This is a genomic window from Flavobacterium sp. GW821-FHT11G01, assembly GCF_058808175.1.
This window is the reverse complement of sequence record NZ_JBXARK010000012.1, coordinates 41,523-60,841: the sequence shown is the minus strand read 5'-3', so window position 1 is coordinate 60,841 and position 19,319 is coordinate 41,523. Positions and strand designations below refer to the sequence as shown.

Sequence of the window (19,319 nt, the reverse complement as noted above, 5' to 3'; positions counted from 1 at the left end):
GATGCACAAATGTAATAAAATATCTGGCCTTTTAAATTACCCCTTAAATCATCTGTTAAAAGAAGTTTTATATTTTCAGAAAATTATTAAACTCATTTCTCTATTTTTACCCACAATAAAATCCATTCTTTTGAAAGTTGTACACATTATTGAGGCTCTAGGTGGCGGCGTTTATACTTATTTTAGAGATTTATCGACTTTTTTTGGAGATGATGAAATAAACAAAAACATAGAAACTACTATCATTTATAGTGGTAATCGAAAAGAAATTGATGCACAAAAAATAAAATCTGAATTTTCAGATGGAGTTAAACTGATCCAGGTTAATATGGTTCGGGAGTTTTCTCCTATCCAGGATTTAAAATCTGCTTATCAATTAGCCAAAGAACTCAAAAAAATCAATCCGGATGTTATTCATCTTCACTCTTCAAAAGCTGGCGTTTTGGGCAGGGTTGCCTATTTTTTCTTATTCAAAAAGAAGAAACTTTTTTATACACCGCACGGTTATTCATTTTTGAGAACGGACATTTCAAACACGGTCAGAAATATTTATTGGGGAATTGAAAAAAGTTTTCAGCGTTTTTTTGGCGGAACAATTGTCGCTTGCGGTGATACAGAGCTTGAAATTGCGAAAGGAATTGGCAATGCCAGATTAGTTCGAAATGGTATTGATATTTCAAATGTTCAGGAACATTTTGCACCTCATCAAAATGAAAAACTTACTATTGGTATTATGGCCAGAATTACTGCAGCCAGAAATCCTGAACAATTTAATCAAATAGCTTTAAAATTTCCTGATTTTAATTTTGTCTGGATTGGCGATGGTGAATTAAGACCTTTAATTACAGCTCCAAACATTAGAATTACAGGCTGGATTTTAGACCGAAAAACCGTTTTGAAAGAACTAAATAATATCGATATTTATATGCAAATTTCCCTTTGGGAAGGATTGCCAATTGCTGTGCTTGAAGCAATGGCACTGCAAAAACCAGTTATTGCTACCAATATTATTGGAAATAAAGATGCCGTTCTGCACAACAAAACGGGATTTCTTTTTACAGATGTATCTGAATTAGAAAACTTTTTTGAAATTTTAAAAGATCCGGAAACAAGATCAGAATTTGGAGAAAATGCTTTGGCAAGATGTCATGATTTATTTGATAAAAATCAGAATTTTAAACAATTACTGGCACTTTATCAAGAATGATTTTTTGTTGCAGCCAATAACTTCCAAAAATAGAAAACCATAATCCGCTAAAGGCAATTCCGTCAAAACGAAGTAAAAAATCATCAGTTAGATTTGAGGTGAAAAAGATCAGGAAAAACGAAAGTATGATTGCGTTTTTCAGATCATAGCCCAAATAACCAATTGCGAAAATATAAAGAAAAACCACCAACGGCCCCAAGACACCAAACTTCAATAGAAAATCTAAAAACTGATTGTGCGTTGGAAATTCATATTTGGCCAAAAATTGCTGATTGGTTGTTTTATAATATTTGTTTAATTCTGATTTTCCATCTGAAGCTCCAACGCCAAAAGGAAGATGTTGCACAGACAATTCCCAAGCCGATTTCCAGATAGATATTCTTGTTACAAGCGAATTAAAAACCTTAATTTCAGGATGGTCGATTTCGTCTAGTTTTCCCACTTTATCCATATAAGCAAAAGTTACCTTAGAATATTTCTCTTTCATGTAAGGATTCTTCTGAACAAAGAAAAATGTAATTCCTCCTAATAAAACAAGAACCGTTATAGCTGTCAAAATGATTTTTTTGGTGTTGAATTTAGATCTGATTTCAAAAAAGAAAACAATCAAAAATCCGAATAAAGCATTTATTAGCGCCATTCTGGTATTCACAAAAAGAACGAAGAAAAAAGAGAATAGAAAAACAGTCAATGAGAGTATTTTAAATATTGTTTTTTCATGATTTTTGAAGCTGTTAAAAACAAAATACAATGCACAAACCGACACAAAAGCTAAGTGCATGTTTAAAGCCGGAGCGTGAATACGAAGGCTATCCGCAAACTGATAACCCATTTCCCATAAATCGATTCCATTCAAATACTTATCCATCAATTGCGGATAAACAACTAGAAATCTAAGAAAGAAGAACAGCATAATTAGCGTTGTAACAATCGAATATGTTTTTGCTATTTTTAAAAAATTTACACGCTTATAATTTCCAATTATAAACAACGGAAAAATCAACAAGGATGTACTTTTTTCAATTGCTTTTAATCCTTTTGCAAAAGAATCATTGTTCCAGAAAAGCAATAATTCCAACAAAATTGGAGAAGCGATACAAGCCATTAAAAGCAATGCTGTTTTGCTGAATTTTAATTTTTTGATGAAAAGCAAATTAAATACTGCAAACACAATTATGAACAAAGAACAGGGTTTTCTGAAAATCATGGCCACTGCAATCAGACACAAGAAAAAGTGAAATATTTTATTGAAGTTCTTGTCGGAAATATTCATAATACAATGCAAAATAAATTAATGGAAAAATGCCGATTTTATGCCGAATTGCCGAACCTAAGTCGGGTTCAAAAACGCCCTGGAGAATAAAAAAGGAAAACAAAATAAACATAATCAAAAGTTCGAAACTGTATTTTTTTCTTTCTTTAAGACATTTAGAAAACCGAACCAATAAGATATAAAACAGCAAAAGCTGCCAAATTACAAAAACAATAATTTGAGGTGAAAGTATATGTTTTAAACCATTTAATGGAAGATTGACCGTAAAAAAACCATAAAAAACACTAATCGTTTCCCCATACCAGGTATCTGTTTTTACAGGCGATGTAATAATAGAATTGGCATCTCCCGAAACCATTCTGGTACTGTTTACAACTTCTCTACTGATTTCTGAAAAATATTTCCCTTTTAAAACACCGTAGCTTAAAGACAAAAACACAGCGATAAGTAAGCCATAAAAAATTGTTGTTAGTGTTTTATTTTTGAAATTGATAAAACTGACTAAATACATGCCGCCGCCAACAATAGGAATTAAGGCAAAATAAGGACGATATAAGGCTCCAAAACCAACTAATAGCACAATGAGAATAAGAATGGTTTTTTGAAAAGAAAACCGCTTATTTCTACACAAAAAAACAATTAGTGCAATAAACAAATACGTAATAAATTCTTTTGACGGCATCGAGATGAAAATCGCAATCATAAAAATACCCAGATAGACTAAAAGGTTTTTAATGTTTACTTTTTCAAAGTTGTCCGGAATTCCAATTTTATATAAAATATACATTAAAATGGGAAACTGAATCAGCGCAATTATTGGGAAAGGAAGATATCGAAAACCTATAATTTTATAGAATAAAATAGTAAGCGGATAACTCCCAAAATAGCCTATTTCATTGTACTTATCATAGATAATTATAGCGGTATCGTAGAAAAATTTTGGAGGCAAAACAAAAAAAGCCAAAAATGCCACAACTAAATTAGCTGAAGCAATAAGCAAAAATGCCGCCGTACTTTTTTTGATTAATAATTGCATATTTCTATTTGTACTTTATTTTGACGCTCTGCGTTTTTTATTCAAGCTTCTTTTTAATCTGTAACCATTCAAAAAGAAAATCAATGTTTTAAAGGACAAAAATTTATAGAATTTCATCACTTTGTCTACTTTTATATTACGTCCTTTTTTAAGAAGATATTTCCAGGAAATTAAATCATTCCAAATCTTCTTTTGTGTTTCAGATGATAAAACATAAAAATCCTTTAGAATTACTACATAATTGCAGGCCCAATAATTCTCTATTGCTTTGTTTACTTTTTCTGATTTGGCTTTTTGTGCATTTAAACCCTCTTTTACCATTTCATACACATCTTCAATATGTTTCGCACTTACTGTCGTTGTAATTGAACCCTGTCTCGCCTGACGGTACACATAAAATGATTTCGAATAAATACTAAAAGTCGTGATATAAAACATCAATTTCCCGCACCATTCTATATCTTCAGATTTTCTTCCGACAGGAAAAAATAATTGATTTTCGATTAAAATTGTTCTTTTAATCACTTTATCCCAAGCAGAAGCCACATACAAATCGTAGTAAACCAGTTTTACTATTTCGTCTTCAAATTTTCCGTTTTTATTTTTTATAAATCGCTGATTGTATTTACAGACCACATCTTTTTCTGCAAAAAACCGACTTTCTTCGTGTATGATTATATCTGGATTTGTTTTGGAAATTAAATTACTCAAATCTTCCAGAACCTGTTTTCCCTGCCAATAATCATCACTGTCGGTAAAAATAATATAATCGCCTTTTGCTGTTTGTAATCCTGTATTTCTGGCATCAGACAAACCTCCATTTTCTTTATCAATCAGGATTATCTGAGGAACTTTTTGTTTGTATTGCTGACAGATTTCCAGCGAAGAATCTGTTGATCCGTCATTGACTAAAATAAGTTCAAAATCAGAAAAACTTTGACACAAAATACTGTCCAGACATTGCGGCAAATAATCCTCAACATTGTAAATCGGAACAATAATGCTAAAAAGCAAAGTTTCTTTCTCGATGTTCATGGCATAGCTTTTTAATGCAAAAACACTTTTATTTTATCCTTTCGATAAATAACAACTGCCGAAACAAAATTCCAGAAAAAAGAACTTGAAACAAAAGCAATTGCTGCGCCTGTCATGCCGTAAATCGGAATTAAAAATCGGTTTAAAATGAAATTAATTATAACTGCTATCATTAAAATAACCTGGAAAATGTGCTGTCTTCCAGTCATATTCAAATAAACGGAAGCCGTACCAAATGTCGAACAAATACCCTGACCAATTATTAAAATTAAAAATGCCTCTTGCGCCACAACATACTGATGACCGAAAATTGACAAAATAGATTTTGAAAAATAACTGATCAGTATAATGACCGGTAACGTTATTCCAAAGATTAAACGGGCGCTATTTTTTGACACTTCGGTTAATTCTGCTGTTTTATGACTGGCAAAAAATTCTGCTATTTTAGCCGAAACCGTAATATTTATACTCACGATTATAATCGAAATAATCGTCATAATCTTAACTCCTACTGAATAAAAAGCAACGGTTTCATCGTTTCTGTATTTCTTCAAAAACATAATATCAAAACACATTAATAAAAACAAGGCCATTGCACTGATAGCGATTGGATATGATTTTAAAAATATTTCTTTATGCGAAATTTTTTCTGCCGTTATCGAAATAGTTTTTTTTCGAAAATAAACAAAAACAAATATCGAACTCAGGATCGCCAGAAAAACAAATCCTAAGAGGAAAACGTCAACCAGATATTCTTCTTTATGCCAATAAAACAAAATAACAGAACCAATAATCAGCGGAACATATTTAATAATATTTCGAAACAATTCGGCTATATACAATTTATCCAATGCCCGAAAAACTTCAGTATTTAAAATAGATAAACCAGAAAAAAACAATGCTGCGGCTCCTTTCAAAAAAATTGAATATACGGCAGGATCTGAAAAATAATTATTGATCGTTTCTTTGCTGATCACTGCAATGAGCAGCAATGTCAGCAATGAAGTGTAAAAAAGCATTGCAACCATTTTGGCGTAAATGTTTTTTAATTCTTCAATCGCATTTTGGCTCGCTAATTTTCCCTTAAAATAAATTATCGACTGATCAAAACCAAGCAGACAAATACTTCCGATAGATAAAAGAAAGGAACGTACAAAATCATACTGACCCACTAATTTTGGACTATAGGTTTTGGTAAGGAAAACGGTAAATCCAAATAAGAGCAATGCACCAAAAACACGTAACGATAAAGTGCTAAAGCTTTGCCTTAAAAATTTATTGTTTGAAAATCTTTCAAAAATAGAACTGGCTTTCAATGGGTTTAAAATTGACTTGCTTTTGAAAGAGCAAGCTGTTTACGGTAAAATTTGCGAAACATACTAATCAGAACAAAAAGAAAAATAAAGAAAAGCGGTAACCAGATTTTAAAATGGCCGTTTACCGTTTTACTTTCATTTATGTTGAGTGTTGCATTAATCTCTTTGATCGTTTTATCAAAACTGATTAATCTGAATCTGTTTTTTCCTTGTTCTGTAACTAATTTTTGTTTGGTTTTTATGATGTCGTTTAATTGCAAATTCTCACTATAATAAACTAGTTTTTCGTTTCTAGAACTGTTTTTTGCAGTACTTGAAAGTCCGTCTAAAACATGATCGATCTGAGCAATTATGGTATCATTTTGAGCAATTTCGCGTTGGAGATTTTTATAACCGATTTTTTGAATTGAATTAAAATATGCCGAATTATTTAGATATTTCAACAACGGTTCTACAACTTCCTTTTCGTTTGTTGTTCCACTTGAAACAAATGAAATGGTATGATAAGTGTAATTTTTGCTTGTAACATTATCTTCCAGAACCTTTTTTACTTCACCAACCTCAGCCATTAATTTTATAAGTTCAAAGTTTTGTTCTTTGTCTTCAATAAATTTATAAACGTCTGCAATTGGTTTGATTTCAATTTTTCTGATTGTTTGTGGATTTGCTATTCCAACAGTGTTTTTCAGAAAATCCACATCACCGGCTGCAATTTTAGACTGTATTAAATCAACTTTCGCGTATAAATAATCAACACTTTCAAAATTTGGTGATACGACAATCTGATTATTGTACGATTTTTTATTAGAATCTAAATAAAATCCTAGCGCAGCACCAAGTACAACCAAAACTAGCACAGCAATCCAGTTTCGAATAAAAAACTGAATCGCTCTAAAAATAGACCTGCTTACACGATCAAAAAAGCCACCAATGCTTCGTGAAAGCTGAAAAATATCAATTTCCTGATCTGAATTTTGGGGTACTTTTGTACTCATTAATTTTTATTTTACGTTGAAAATTTGTTCCAAAATTTTAATGGTAATCAAATAGGTTGGTTTCACACCTGTCGTTCCTAATCCGCCTGAAGCCAATGTGCTTCCGGTTTCCAAAGGATTATCTGAGGCATAATATGCATAACGAACCTTAATATCGTGTGGTACACTTTTTCTAATTTTCGATGCCGACTGAATGGCTTTTTGGTAATAAGAACCTTCCATTTCAAGGCCAATTACACCCCAGGTTGATTCGTGGAAAAATTTCAACAAATCTCTGTTTTGCAATGATGTTCCTAAAACAGTAACCATTGCTCCTTCAAAAACAGCAATGTCATTTCCTTGAAACATAGCGCCTGTTAATTCATTTTCGAAGAAATAATTATCCGCCGTTCCTTCATTTATATGTGCTGTCGGAATCATAATATCGCCTTTTCCGCCTTCCAGAATTCCGGCTTTTCCCATTATTGAAACCGATTGAACATTTAATAAAGTTTCCTTTTTATAAGGTTTTAAAAGTTCGTCAATTGTTTCGTAAGCCTGCTCACCAAATGCATAATCCATGACAATAATAACCGGTGCGGTTTCATCAATTATAGCTTTTGGGAATGCGGTTTTTGCCCAGTCAATTTTGGCTGTGTCAAAAATCTGAACATCGATATTGGTTCCTGATGTATCCGGTAACGAAATCATTCCGTTTTTCGAAGCCAGTTCTTCAACCTGCGCTCTTACTTCTTTTGCTCCGGATTTACTTAATTCTTCATAAATAAAGAAATCTGATTTGTCTTTGAATTTCGTTTTCAACAACGGCGTTGCAAAAATAGAATTCATTACACTATGCATATTCGCGCTTATCACATGAATTGGACGCTTTAAAAGATTATTTGCCTTTAAAACTTCCTTGATGTTGGTTGCCCAAATTTCACCGTGAATATGATGTCCTAATCGTTCTCTTAAAACTGGACTAAAAGTTATCGTACGTTTATTGTTTTCGATTACTTCTTCGATCGCTAATTTTCCTAACCAATAAATAACGTGCAAGAAACGATCCGGAGCATTTTCAGATCCGAAAGCGTCGTATATATCTAACACTTCTTCAAATGTTCTTCCTAAAATATTAGCAACATGCGAAATTGCTTTTTCTTTTTCTATTAAAGCTAATTTTTTAGTCTGCGTTACAGCTTGTTCTAATTTCAGCCAATCGCGCGAAACCTCGCCTCCGTCATCTAATAAAACTCTGCTCTTAATTTTATGTGATTCGATGAAAATGAAGGTCAAATGAGTCAAAATATCATAAATGTCAGAACGACCGCGTGTGATTTCAACATTCATTTGTTCTTCGTCGATTCTGTAACAATTTCTTCTTCTTTTTGGAGGAACAATCGCTTGAAAATGTGATTTAGAATAACCTTCATCAGAAGTTAAATTGATAAAACGGCATTGTTCAATTCCTATTGGAAGACGTTCTATAACGTACAGAAGTCCGTTTAGTTCTACTTTTTCTTCGCCTATATTTCCGTAAATTTCCGGGCGTAATGCCAATAATGATTCGCGTAAACTATCACCGGAAACTCCCATTGGTTTATAAAAACCACGGTTGAATAAATGGCGCATTGTAATGTACATTTTTTCAATAGCCGCAGATGATTCCTGCGCTCTTGATCTTGATATATGTTTGGTTTCTTTCATGTGTTTTATTTTCGAACTTATAAATATAAGTTATTTTGCTTTATTTCAAATTATCCGCAATCTTTCTATCATTTGACAATCTCGGTGTTTTATTCTGCCCGCCTAATTTCCCCTGCGATTTCATGTATTCCTGAAAACCGTTTTTAGAAACTTTGGTTACTACTACTTTTCTTAAAACATTTCCTGTAATTAAGTCGTCGTAATAAATGTTTTGTTTTCGCATTGAATCGTCTATTGCTTCGGCGAAAGCCTCCATATTTTCTGGTTCATTTTCAAATTCTACAAACCATTCGTGATACGGTAATCCGCTTGACGGCGTAATTTGTGGTGCAACTGTAAATTCGTTGATAACGATTTTAGTTCCCGTTGTAGCTTCTTTCATTGCATTTTCAACTTCATTGGCAATAACGTGTTCGCCAAATGCAGAAATATAATGTTTGATACGCCCTGAAACTATAACGCGATACGGCGCTAAAGAAGTAAACTGTACGGTATCGCCAATATTATAACGCCAAAGTCCGGCATTGGTAGATATAATCAAGGCATAATTTACTCCAACCTCAACTTCTCCAATTGTGTAGCTTTTTGCATTTGGTTCAAAAAATTCATCGGCTTTAATGAATTCATAGAAAATTCCTGAATTCAATAATAATAACATTCCTTTTGTTTTTTGAGAATCCTGATAAGCAAAAAATCCTTCAGAGGCCGGAAACAATTCAATACTGTCGACTTTCCGACCAATCATATTCTCGAACTTGGCGCGATATGGTTCGTAATTAACACCCCCATAAATAAACAAATTAAAATTCTTGAATAATTCACTGATTTTTTTACCGCCACTTTTCTCCTGCAAACGCTCAAAATACATTTGAACCCAAGAAGGAATTCCAGAAATAATAGTCATATTCTGCTCGATGGTTTCCTCAACAATTGCATCGATTTTGGTTTCCCAATCTTCTATACAATTGGTTTCCCAGGAAGGCATTCTGTTTTTTTGGAGATATTTTGGAACAAAATGCGCTCCAATTCCGGAAAGTCTTCCAAATTTGATTCCGTATTTTTCAACTAAAATTGGACTTCCCTGCAGGAAAATCATTTTTCCATCTACAAAATCAGCATTTCCAGTTTCATATATATAATGCAGAATTGCATTTCGCGAAGCTTCAATATGAAACGGCATTGATTCTTTTGTCAACGGAATATATTTTGCTCCCGAAGTTGTTCCTGATGTTTTGGCAAAATAAAGCGGTTTCCCTTTCCATAGAATATTTTTTTCGCCCATTCGAACCTTGTCGATATAAGACTTTAAATCTTCATAGTCGCGAATCGGAACACGTTTTTTAAAATCATGAACCGTTTTTATTTTATCAAAATGATGATCAACTCCAAACTCCGTTTCTGTTGCATTGTTTATTAAACTCTTAAAAACAGCTTGTTGTGTTTCTACTGGTTTATTGGCCCAAGCCAGTGTTTGATAGTATATTTTGGTGGCAAACAATTTTGCCGCTACAGATTTAATAGACATTTTTTATAGTATTATTTCTTGTCACTTTTGTTTTTACTATTCTTTTTTTCGCCCGACTCCTTCTCTATTTTAGCAACATCTTCTCTCAGTTTCATTTCTTCTTCAGTAGCTTTCATATTTACTTCTGAAGGTTCATCAACTTCTGCCAGTATTGAATCTTTATTGAATTTTGCATAGTCTAATTCTCCTCTTAAAACTTTTTGGATTCCATGAATATAAGCTTCATTTTTTCTTAAAGCTGTTTCTAATGAATCTGATTTTATAGCTAATTTTGTTGCGTTTTTCTTTAATTCAGATGAAGAATAACCCGGAATAAATTCGCGCAATGGTGTAAAAGCAATGATAAAAGTGGTAATTAAAATTAAAAAAATACCGCCTAAAGAGAAAACTACAAAAACATTCATCAGGGTAAGTTTGAGCGAAAAAATTTCTTCAAAAGTGTCTTCATTCAAAATTACCAGTCGGTTTTTGATGAATAATTTTTTTCTTAAATTACGTTTCTTCTTAGCCATTTTGGTTCTTTACACGAGCAAATATAATAATTTAATAGTCTTGTTGATGCGCGCCAAATTTGAACGAATCCGCTTAATTTACGATTTTATAAAATATTTAACGTTGCTAAAGCTAAATATTTTAATCCAAAAACACTTTTTGTTCGTATATTTCTATATACCTTTGCGGTACAATTTAGAAAACAATTTGCTTCGGCATTAAATATACAATCATGGGAAGATTAGGTCTTACAGAAATCCTTGTAATAGTAGGTATTGTGATTTTACTTTTTGGAGGTAAAAAAATTCCAGAATTAATGAAAGGTTTAGGAAGTGGAATTAAGGAATTTAAAAACGCTGCCAAAGACGACCAGCCTGCTGCTGCCAAAAAAGAAGAGGAAGAAGTAAAATAATAATTACAACTTTTAAAAATTTAAAAATCCCAAGTTACAATTGTAGCTTGGGATTTTTTTGTTTACTATTTTCAATTAGAATTTTTTAAAGTACCATCGTCAACTGAATTCTCTTCCTATCTTCATCAACTTCAGTCACTTTAACATCAACGTGTTGGTGTAATTTTACAACTTCATTTACATCACTCACAAAACCAGCTTTCAATTGTGAAATATGAACCAATCCACTTTCTTTGATTCCGATATCAACAAAACAGCCAAAGTTGGTAATGTTATTTACAATTCCTGGTAAAATCATTCCGGTTCTCAAATCTTTGATTGATTTTACATTTGCATCAAATTCAAAAACCTTCGCAGACTTTCTTGGGTCTAATCCAGGCTTTTCAAGCTCTTTAATGATGTCTTTTAGCGTAAGTAAACCAATTTCAGGGGTAATATAGTTTTCGGCCTTAATTAAGGCTGTTTTCTCTTTGTTTGCAATTAAGTCGTTTACCGAAAGTTTTAAATCTTTTGCCATTTTCTCCACAACCGGATACGCTTCCGGATGCACCGCCGAATTGTCCAAAGGATTTTTAGCATTCGAAATTCTGATAAAAGCCGCGCCTTGCTGATACGCTTTATCGCCCAATCGAGGCACTTTTTTTAGCTGTTTTCTGTCTTCAAACGGACCATTTTCCGAGCGATACTGAACGATGTTTTCTGCCAGCTTCTCTCCTATTCCACTCACATAACTTAGTAAATGTTTACTTGCCGTGTTGATATTAATTCCCACCGAGTTTACGCAGCGAATTACCGTATTATCTAATTCTTCTTTTAATTTTGTTTGGTCAACATCGTGCTGATATTGTCCAACTCCAATAGCTTTTGGGTCGATTTTCACCAATTCGGCCAAAGGATCTGAAAGTCGTCGCCCGATAGAAACCGAACCACGAACCGTAACATCATAATTAGGAAATTCTTCACGCGCAATTTTTGATGCCGAATAAACAGAAGCTCCAGCCTCTGAAACTATAAAAACCTGCAACGGTTTATCAAACGCGATTTTTTTGATGAAGAATTCGGTTTCTCTTGAAGCCGTTCCGTTTCCAATAGAAATTGCATCAATTTGATATGCATTTACCATCGAACGGATTTTCTTGATTGCCATTGCTTCTTCATTTTGAGGCGCGTGCGGATATATTGTTTCGTTATATAATAAATCACCTTTTTCATCCAGACAAACTACTTTACAACCACTTCTAAATCCTGGATCGATCGCCAAAATACGTTTTTCACCCAAAGGTGGGGCTAATAAAAGTTGTCCCAAATTGTTAGCAAAAACCTGAATTGAATTAGCATCGGCTTTAGCTTTTGCTTCTTGTAAAGTTTCGTTTCCAATCGCCGGATTCAATAAACGTTTATAACTGTCTTCAATCGCCAATTGTAAATGTGCGGTTGTGCTGTTTTGTTTTTTAATGATAATTTCATCAATAACATCGTAAGCTTCATCAAGATCAACATCAATTTTCATCTTAACAAAACCTTCGTTTTCTGCACGAAGCATCGCTAATAAACGGTGCGAAGGTGCTTTTGTCAAATTTTCTTCCCAATCAAAATATTGACTGAATTTTTGTGCTCCTTCTTCTTCCGCTTTCTTTTTTACAACTTTGGTTCCTATGGTTGCTTTTCGCTGATATAATCTACGAAGCTGTTTACGAACATAAATATTCTCATTTATCCATTCGGCCACAATATCTCTCGCACCCTGCATGGCAGCTTCTTCATTTATAACATTTTCATTAATATATTGTGTAGAAATAAAATCAACATCAACATTGCTTTCCGAGATGATAATTTTCGCCAATGGTTCTAAACCAAATTCGCGCGCCACATCTGCCTTTGTTTTTTTCTTCTTTTTGTATGGAAGGTAAAAATCTTCAATTTCCTGCAAGTCAAAACTTTGCTCAATTTTTTGCTTCAATTCTGGTGTAAGTGCTTTTTGCTCTTCAATCGATTTTAGAACCGCTTCTTTACGTTTTACAATCGTTTCATACTCTTTTTGAAGTTTTGCAATTTGTTCAATTACAACTTCATCCAGGTTTCCGGTTGTATCTTTTCGGTAACGAGAGATAAACGGAATCGTACAATCTTCCTCTAATAATTTTACCGTGTTTTGAATGTTAATCGGGGCTGTCTGTACAGACTTGGCAATGAATTGAATATTAGTCATACTTTTAATGAAATAAATTCTTACTATATAATGATATAATTTACTTGTTAAAATTTAAAACAAATTCTTTAAATCATTTGGCTAAAATAATATCTTTGTTTTTAATATTATGCCAATGGAAATTTTTTTACTCTATTTTTTATTTATAAACATCATCGTTTTTACTCTTGCCGGATATGATAAATATCAAGCCAGAAAAAACAAACGAAGAATCCCCGAAAACACTTTATTTTTCTTCGAAGCCATCGGCGGAACAATAGGTTTATTAACAGCAATGCTTTTCTTTAGACATAAAACGAGTAAAACTTCATTTATTGTCAAATTTTGCTTGATTTTTTTAATTCAGTTCGTTTTAATTTATCTCAAATTAAGTAACAAAATATAGATATTAACAATGTTAATAACTCTAAAATACGTTTTTAATAAACTGATTTTAAGATAATTAAATAAAAAACCGGATGAATTTTAAAAATCCGCCCGGTGTGTTTATTTTTATTGGTGCGAAGCACCCGATTTTTTTTGACTTTTTACTAGCAAGCAATTTTATTCACTCTGTTTTGGTGTCTTCCACCTTCAAATGCTGTAGTTAAAAACGTTTCAACAATTTCAACTGCCTGATGAATCGAAGTAAAACGTGCCGGAATACTCACAATATTAGCATCATTATGTAAACGTGTTAAATACGCAATTTCTTTAGTCCAGCATAAACCAGCTCTCACTTTCGGGTGTTTGTTAACCGTCATTGCAATTCCGTTTCCGCTTCCGCAGATAACAATTCCAAAATCAGCTTTTCCTTCAGATACATCATTTGCAACAGGATGTCCAAAATCCGGATAATCAACAGACGCATCTGTATCTGTTCCATAATTCGTTACTTCATATCCTTTTGCTTTAAGCATTTCCACAATTGCTTTTTTATATTCTGGTCCTGCGTGGTCGTTTCCTATCGAAATTTTCATTTTTCTATACTATTAAGTTGTGTAGCACAAATTTACTCATTTAATAAATGTTTGCCACGAATTTTACCAATTTTCACTAATTTCTTTTTCTTCGTTACTTTTAAACTTCATTCCAATTAATACAATAATAATTCCTGTACATTCGCGTCATTAATCGCAAAAAAAGAAAAATTCATAACTACAATACAATCAAACAATTATCAGTTATCAACAATTTTAATATCTCTATAAGAATCTGATTATCAATTAAGAATCTTTTACATTTTTGTTAAAATTTTAGAATGTTAATACCAAAAGCTAATTCGTTGATATTCAGTTAACTTTAAATTAACATTATTTGTTAATAAGTTCAGATAGAAAATTAGAAGTTTTTTTTGGTTGTGTCATAAAAAAACCTAATCCAAAACCGGAATCAAAAATCCTAATAAAGTTTCAGGAATTTTTAGAAAAGTTATCAATACCAAAATGTCCATTTTCAACAAATATCAACATATGAACTTATCTACAAAATGAATTCATTTTTGGTTGTCAACCGTTGTTAATTAAAATACAAAAAGGCTTAAAAATTAATCTTTTAACTAAATATAAGTATGTTGATAACTCCCAATAACTAATAGAAACTTCATTTCAATACATTTAAAAATAAATTTATTCGACATATTAACAAGCTATAATAACAACCATAAATTAATTTAAATTAAATTTTTCTTTTTGTTGTATTTAATATATGTTGACAACTTTGAAAGTTTAAAAAGAAAAAAAAATTGAAATTGAAAAAATAGAAAGGTTCAAACGATTTTGAGTGGACTATTGAGATTGTCCAGAATTTGCTGAACTTCTTCGAAATCGTTTGGATGAACTTTCAATTTGATTCCACCCAAAGCTGCCGAATACATTGGGACGACTGAAAGTGTTATTTCGTTTTCAAAATAATATGGAATTTCCTCTCGTTCTAATAAGTGTTTTAGAACAACCGTTTCGTGCTGATAATTGAATATGGCGATAGTTTTAAAGCTTTCCATATAAGGTCTTTTCGTAAAGATACGAAAGTTATTTTTTTAATAATTTATTTGTTAAAATCTATAATCTGATATCTTATTTGTAATTTTAAACTTTTAAGAAAAGATATATGAGTAAGAAAATTAGAAAGCCGATAAAAAATGAGAAAGATTTCTCTAGTAAGATAATAAAAATTTTATCGCAAAGCCCTAATAAAGCATTTAATTACAAACAGATAGGAGCAAAACTTGAACTTGACGATACAAAAAGCAGAAATCAGATTATAAAAGATTTAAAAATTTTGGCTTCTTCAAAGAAAATTATAGAAACAGAACCTGGTAAATATTTAGTAAAAGCTGAAAGTCAGGATTATTACGAAGGAACAATTGATATGACGAGCAGAAAAACGGCGTATTTTATTTGTCCGGATTTTAGTGAAGATGTTTTTATTCCGACCAACAATTTGAATCGTGCTTTAGATAAAGACAAAGTAAAAGTTTACGTTTATAACAGAAGAAAAGGTAAAAGACCTGAAGGTGAAGTAATTGAAGTTATAGAAAGAAATAAAACAGAGTTTGTTGGAGTAATTGATATTCAGGCCAATTTTGCTTTTGTGTCGACAGCAAATCCGAAAATGTATACGGATATTTTTATTCCGAAAGATAAAATTGGAGAAGCAGAAAACGGTGATGTTGTATTGGTTACGATAGAAGATTGGCCTAAAAGAGCTGATAGTCCGTTTGGATCTGTAATTAAAGTTTTAGGAAAACCAGGAGAACACAATACTGAGATTCATGCCATTTTAGCTGAATATGGTTTACCAGCAGATTTTCCAGTAGAAGTAGAGGTATATGCACAAAAAATAGATACTTCGATTCAGGAAGCTGAAATTGCAAAACGTCGTGATCTGCGTGATACACTTACGTTTACGATAGATCCAAAAGATGCAAAAGATTTTGATGATGCCTTGTCTTTCAAAAAGTTAGAAAATGGAAATTACGAAATTGGAATTCATATTGCCGATGTTTCGTATTATCTTGAAGAAGGAACAATCCTGGATGACGAAGCATATCAAAGAGCAACTTCGGTTTATTTGGTTGACAGAGTAGTGCCAATGCTTCCGGAAGTTTTATCTAATTTTGCCTGTTCTTTACGTCCGAATGAAGAAAAATATACGTTCTCTGCTGTTTTTGAAGTTTCTCCAACATCGCAAGTTATTAACCAATGGTTTGGAAGAACAGTAATTTATTCCGATCAGCGTTTTGCTTATGAAGAAGCACAATATATCATTGAAACAAAAGACAATACAATTCCGCTTGATATTTCAATTACCGGAGAATCTTATGTAGTTTCAGATGAAATTGTGGAAGCAACTTTAAAATTAGATGAATTAGCTAAGATTTTGAGAAAGAAAAGAATGGCCAATGGTGCTATTTCTTTTGATAAAGTCGAAGTAAAATTCAACTTAGATGCTGAAGGAGAACCGGAAGGAGTGTATTTTAAAGTTTCAAAAGATGCCAATCATCTGATTGAAGAATTCATGCTTTTGGCCAATAGAAAAGTGGCAGAATACATTGGGAAACAAAAGAAAACCTTTGTTTACAGGATTCACGATGAACCAAATGAAGACAAATTAATTGCGATGCAAACCGTAATTGCTAAATTTGGTTATAAAATTGATTTCAGAAACAAAGGCGATATTTCAAAATCATTGAACGCTTTGATGGAAGAAGTGAATGGTAAAAAAGAGCAAAACTTAATTGATACTCTTGCTATTAGAAGTATGAGTAAAGCCAAATATTCTACAGAAAATATTGGTCATTACGGTTTAGCTTTTGATTATTACAGTCATTTTACTTCGCCAATTCGTCGTTATCCTGACGTTATGGTACATCGTTTGTTGCAATATTATTTAGATGGAGGCGCTTCTGTAAACGAAGAAATTTACGAAACGAAGTGTTTACATTGTTCTAATATGGAAAGTTTAGCAACCAATGCTGAACGAGATAGTATCAAATACATGCAGGTTAAATACATGCAGGATCACCAGGACGAAGAATTTTTGGGCGTTATTTCAGGAGTTACAGAATGGGGAATTTATGTTGAAATTGTTTCGAATAAATGTGAAGGAATGGTGAGAATCAGAGAAATAAAAGATGATTATTATACTTTCGATGAAAAACAATATGCATTGGTTGGAGCCACTTCAAACAGCATATTGCAATTAGGAGACGAAATTTATGTTAAAGTAAAAAATGCCGATTTAGTGAAGAAACAACTGGATTTTCATTTTTTAAGAAGAGCAGAATAGTGTTAAATTAAAAAAAGAGAGATATGAAAAAGTTATTAATTGGTGCTGCAATTTTGTTTGTTCAAATGACATTTGCACAGGTTACAAAAGAAGTAGGAGATTTTGATACAGTAAAAGTTTTTGACAAGCTTCATGTAAAATTAGTTCCGTCTTCAGATAATAAAGTTGTTATAAAAGGAGCTCGTGAATCAGAAGTTGAAGTTGTTAACAAGAAAGGAATATTGAAATTAAGAATGCCTTTTCCTAAACTTTTATCTGGAGATGATTTAGATATTACTTTGTATTACAAACACATAGAACTTATTGATGTTAATGAAGGTGCAATGGTTTCTACTAAAGAAGCTATAAAAGCTACTTCATTCAAAGTAAGTGCTCAGGAAGGTGGTAAAATTAATGTAGATTTGGATGTTGATAAACTAAAAGTAAGTTCTGTTTCCGGAGGTGAAATCACCTTGACTGGTAAAGCTTCCAATCAGGATGCTAGCTTAGGAGCTGGTGGTTTTTTATTAGCTAGTAAATTAGTTACCTCTCAAACTACAGTAAGCGTTTCTGCGGGAGGAAAAGCAGATGTGAATGCTACTACGCTTGTTGATGCAAAAGTGAGCGCAGGAGGCTCTATTTACATTTACGGAAAACCTAAACAAATAAATCAAAAAACGGTTTTTGGAGGTAAAATCGAAGAAGTGAAATAATAATTCTATTTGAATGATAAATGATATTTTGGCTGGACTGCCATGGGGACTTTTTTTAAGTTTTATGGTAGGTCCAGTATTTTTTATATTACTTGAAACCAGTATTACAAAAGGATTCAGAGCTGCAATAGTCTTTGATTTTGGTGTAGTATTAGGTGATATTTTTTTTATAGCTATTGCGTATTTAGGAAGTTACAGATTAATTCAGAGTTTAAAAGATAAACCGGCACTCTTTATTTTTGGCGGAATCATTATGCTCGCTTACGGCATAATTTCTTTCGTAAGATTAAAAAATGAAGAAAAAATTGATGACGAAGAAATTGATCGTGATATCATCAAAAGAAACTACGGAAGCTTGTTTATAAAAGGCTTTTTACTGAATGTTATCAACATTGGAGTATTAGGTTTTTGGCTTGCGGTTATCATTTCTGTCGGACCAAAATTAGAGATGCAAAACTCCAGAATGATTACTTTTTTTACCGCGGTTATTGTTACTTATTTATTGGTTGATTGTATTAAAATATTATTAGCCAAACAATTAAAATCTAAAATGACTCCCAATAATATCCTTAAAATAAAGAAAGTTATTAGTATTGTTTTAATGGTTTTCGGATTTGCTTTAATGATTCAGGGATGGTTTCCAAAAGAAAAAGAAATGGTTAAAAATGCTTTTGAGAAGATTGAGAAGTAGTTGTTAATAACTGAAAAATATAAATTTAAGCCTCTGAATTTTCAGAGGTTTTTTTTATGTTATATAGAAATTTTTCAAAGTTTTTACGTGTAGTTTGTCATTTCGAGGAACGAGAAATCACACGCGGGATTCGACAAAGATTGGTGACATCCTATATGGAGTTTCTAGTGCGATTTCTCGTTCCTCGAAATGACAAGATTGTGGAAAAAATTAAAGATAAAGTACTTCAAATAGCTTTAGAAGTTTTTGAGTTATAGTTCGAATTCGAACCAATATTTAATTAATTTTTCTAAAAATTAAACATAAAAAAAGCTCCAAGTTTCCTTGAAGGTTTTAGAGGCATCGTGCGGATTCGAAACTAAATCTTTATCTAATTTTTTCTAAAAATTAAACATAAAAAAAGCTCCAAGTTTCCTTGAAGGTTTTAGAGGCATCGTGCGGATTCGAAACTAAATCTTTATCTAATTTTTTCTAAAAATTA

17 protein-coding genes are annotated in these 19,319 nt (G+C 32.2%); 6 read left to right on the top strand and 11 right to left on the bottom strand.

What is annotated here, in order from left to right:
- Positions 1-130: 130 nt before the first annotated feature.
- Positions 131-1,207: a glycosyltransferase gene (locus tag AC1RRN_RS18945; RefSeq protein ID WP_492968802.1), complete on the top strand. Its 1,077-nt coding sequence runs from the start codon at positions 131-133 to the stop codon at positions 1,205-1,207.
- On the opposite strand, the gene AC1RRN_RS18940 is transcribed toward AC1RRN_RS18945, so the two are convergent.
- From AC1RRN_RS18940 to AC1RRN_RS18905, 8 genes are all read right to left on the bottom strand, one after another.
- Positions 1,176-2,378, bottom strand: a complete 1,203-nt coding sequence (locus AC1RRN_RS18940) for an O-antigen ligase family protein (protein WP_492968801.1) — start codon at positions 2,376-2,378, stop codon at positions 1,176-1,178. The genes AC1RRN_RS18945 and AC1RRN_RS18940 overlap by 32 nt on opposite strands.
- A gap of 73 nt (positions 2,379-2,451) precedes the next feature.
- Positions 2,452-3,516: a hypothetical protein gene (locus AC1RRN_RS18935; protein WP_492968800.1), complete on the bottom strand. Its 1,065-nt coding sequence runs from the start codon at positions 3,514-3,516 to the stop codon at positions 2,452-2,454.
- Between the two features lie 15 nt (positions 3,517-3,531).
- Positions 3,532-4,551 carry a glycosyltransferase family 2 protein gene (locus AC1RRN_RS18930; RefSeq protein WP_492968799.1) on the bottom strand — a complete coding sequence of 340 codons (1,020 nt, stop codon included), beginning with the start codon at positions 4,549-4,551 and terminating at the stop codon, positions 3,532-3,534.
- An 11-nt stretch (positions 4,552-4,562) separates the two neighbouring features.
- A complete protein-coding gene (locus tag AC1RRN_RS18925) occupies positions 4,563-5,867 on the bottom strand; it encodes an oligosaccharide flippase family protein (RefSeq protein WP_492968798.1) in 1,305 nt (434 codons plus the stop codon).
- A 5-nt stretch (positions 5,868-5,872) separates the two neighbouring features.
- Positions 5,873-6,862, bottom strand: a complete 990-nt coding sequence (locus AC1RRN_RS18920; protein ID WP_492968797.1) for a hypothetical protein — start codon at positions 6,860-6,862, stop codon at positions 5,873-5,875.
- Between the two features lie 6 nt (positions 6,863-6,868).
- Entirely contained in the window at positions 6,869-8,548 is a 1,680-nt protein-coding gene (locus tag AC1RRN_RS18915; protein WP_492968796.1) for a DUF6909 family protein, read from the bottom strand.
- Between the two features lie 40 nt (positions 8,549-8,588).
- Positions 8,589-10,073, bottom strand: coding sequence for a GH3 auxin-responsive promoter family protein (locus tag AC1RRN_RS18910; protein ID WP_492968795.1), 1,485 nt, complete (start codon positions 10,071-10,073; stop codon positions 8,589-8,591).
- Positions 10,074-10,084: 11 nt separating this feature from the next.
- Positions 10,085-10,585: a peptidase gene (locus AC1RRN_RS18905; protein WP_492968794.1), complete on the bottom strand. Its 501-nt coding sequence runs from the start codon at positions 10,583-10,585 to the stop codon at positions 10,085-10,087.
- Positions 10,586-10,797: 212 nt separating this feature from the next.
- Here AC1RRN_RS18905 and AC1RRN_RS18900 point away from each other — a divergent pair, with 212 nt between their 5' ends.
- Positions 10,798-10,977 carry a Sec-independent protein translocase subunit TatA/TatB gene (locus AC1RRN_RS18900; RefSeq protein WP_026982407.1) on the top strand — a complete coding sequence of 60 codons (180 nt, stop codon included), beginning with the start codon at positions 10,798-10,800 and terminating at the stop codon, positions 10,975-10,977.
- Positions 10,978-11,062: 85 nt separating this feature from the next.
- Here AC1RRN_RS18900 and AC1RRN_RS18895 read toward each other — a convergent pair whose 3' ends face one another.
- Positions 11,063-13,186, bottom strand: a complete 2,124-nt coding sequence (locus tag AC1RRN_RS18895) for a Tex family protein (RefSeq protein ID WP_492968793.1) — start codon at positions 13,184-13,186, stop codon at positions 11,063-11,065.
- A 109-nt stretch (positions 13,187-13,295) separates the two neighbouring features.
- On the opposite strand from AC1RRN_RS18895, the gene AC1RRN_RS18890 reads away from it, so the two are divergent.
- Entirely contained in the window at positions 13,296-13,571 is a 276-nt protein-coding gene (locus AC1RRN_RS18890; protein WP_492968792.1) for a DUF1294 domain-containing protein, read from the top strand.
- Between the two features lie 145 nt (positions 13,572-13,716).
- On the opposite strand, the gene rpiB is transcribed toward AC1RRN_RS18890, so the two are convergent.
- Together rpiB and AC1RRN_RS18880 are read right to left on the bottom strand one after the other, a co-directional pair.
- Entirely contained in the window at positions 13,717-14,145 is a 429-nt protein-coding gene (gene rpiB / locus AC1RRN_RS18885; RefSeq protein WP_492968791.1) for a ribose 5-phosphate isomerase B, read from the bottom strand.
- A gap of 788 nt (positions 14,146-14,933) precedes the next feature.
- Positions 14,934-15,167, bottom strand: coding sequence for a DUF2007 domain-containing protein (locus AC1RRN_RS18880; protein ID WP_192186543.1), 234 nt, complete (start codon positions 15,165-15,167; stop codon positions 14,934-14,936).
- Positions 15,168-15,274: 107 nt separating this feature from the next.
- On the opposite strand from AC1RRN_RS18880, the gene rnr reads away from it, so the two are divergent.
- The 3 genes from rnr to AC1RRN_RS18865 are packed head-to-tail and all read left to right on the top strand — an operon-like array spanning position 15,275 to position 18,838.
- Positions 15,275-17,455, top strand: a complete 2,181-nt coding sequence (gene rnr / locus AC1RRN_RS18875; RefSeq protein ID WP_492968790.1) for a ribonuclease R — start codon at positions 15,275-15,277, stop codon at positions 17,453-17,455.
- A 23-nt stretch (positions 17,456-17,478) separates the two neighbouring features.
- Complete coding sequence (locus AC1RRN_RS18870) at positions 17,479-18,147, top strand: head GIN domain-containing protein (protein WP_492968789.1); 669 nt, start codon at positions 17,479-17,481, stop codon at positions 18,145-18,147.
- 13 nt (positions 18,148-18,160) lie between these two features.
- A complete protein-coding gene (locus tag AC1RRN_RS18865) occupies positions 18,161-18,838 on the top strand; it encodes a LysE family translocator (protein ID WP_492968788.1) in 678 nt (225 codons plus the stop codon).
- The last annotated feature ends 481 nt before the right edge of the window (positions 18,839-19,319 follow it).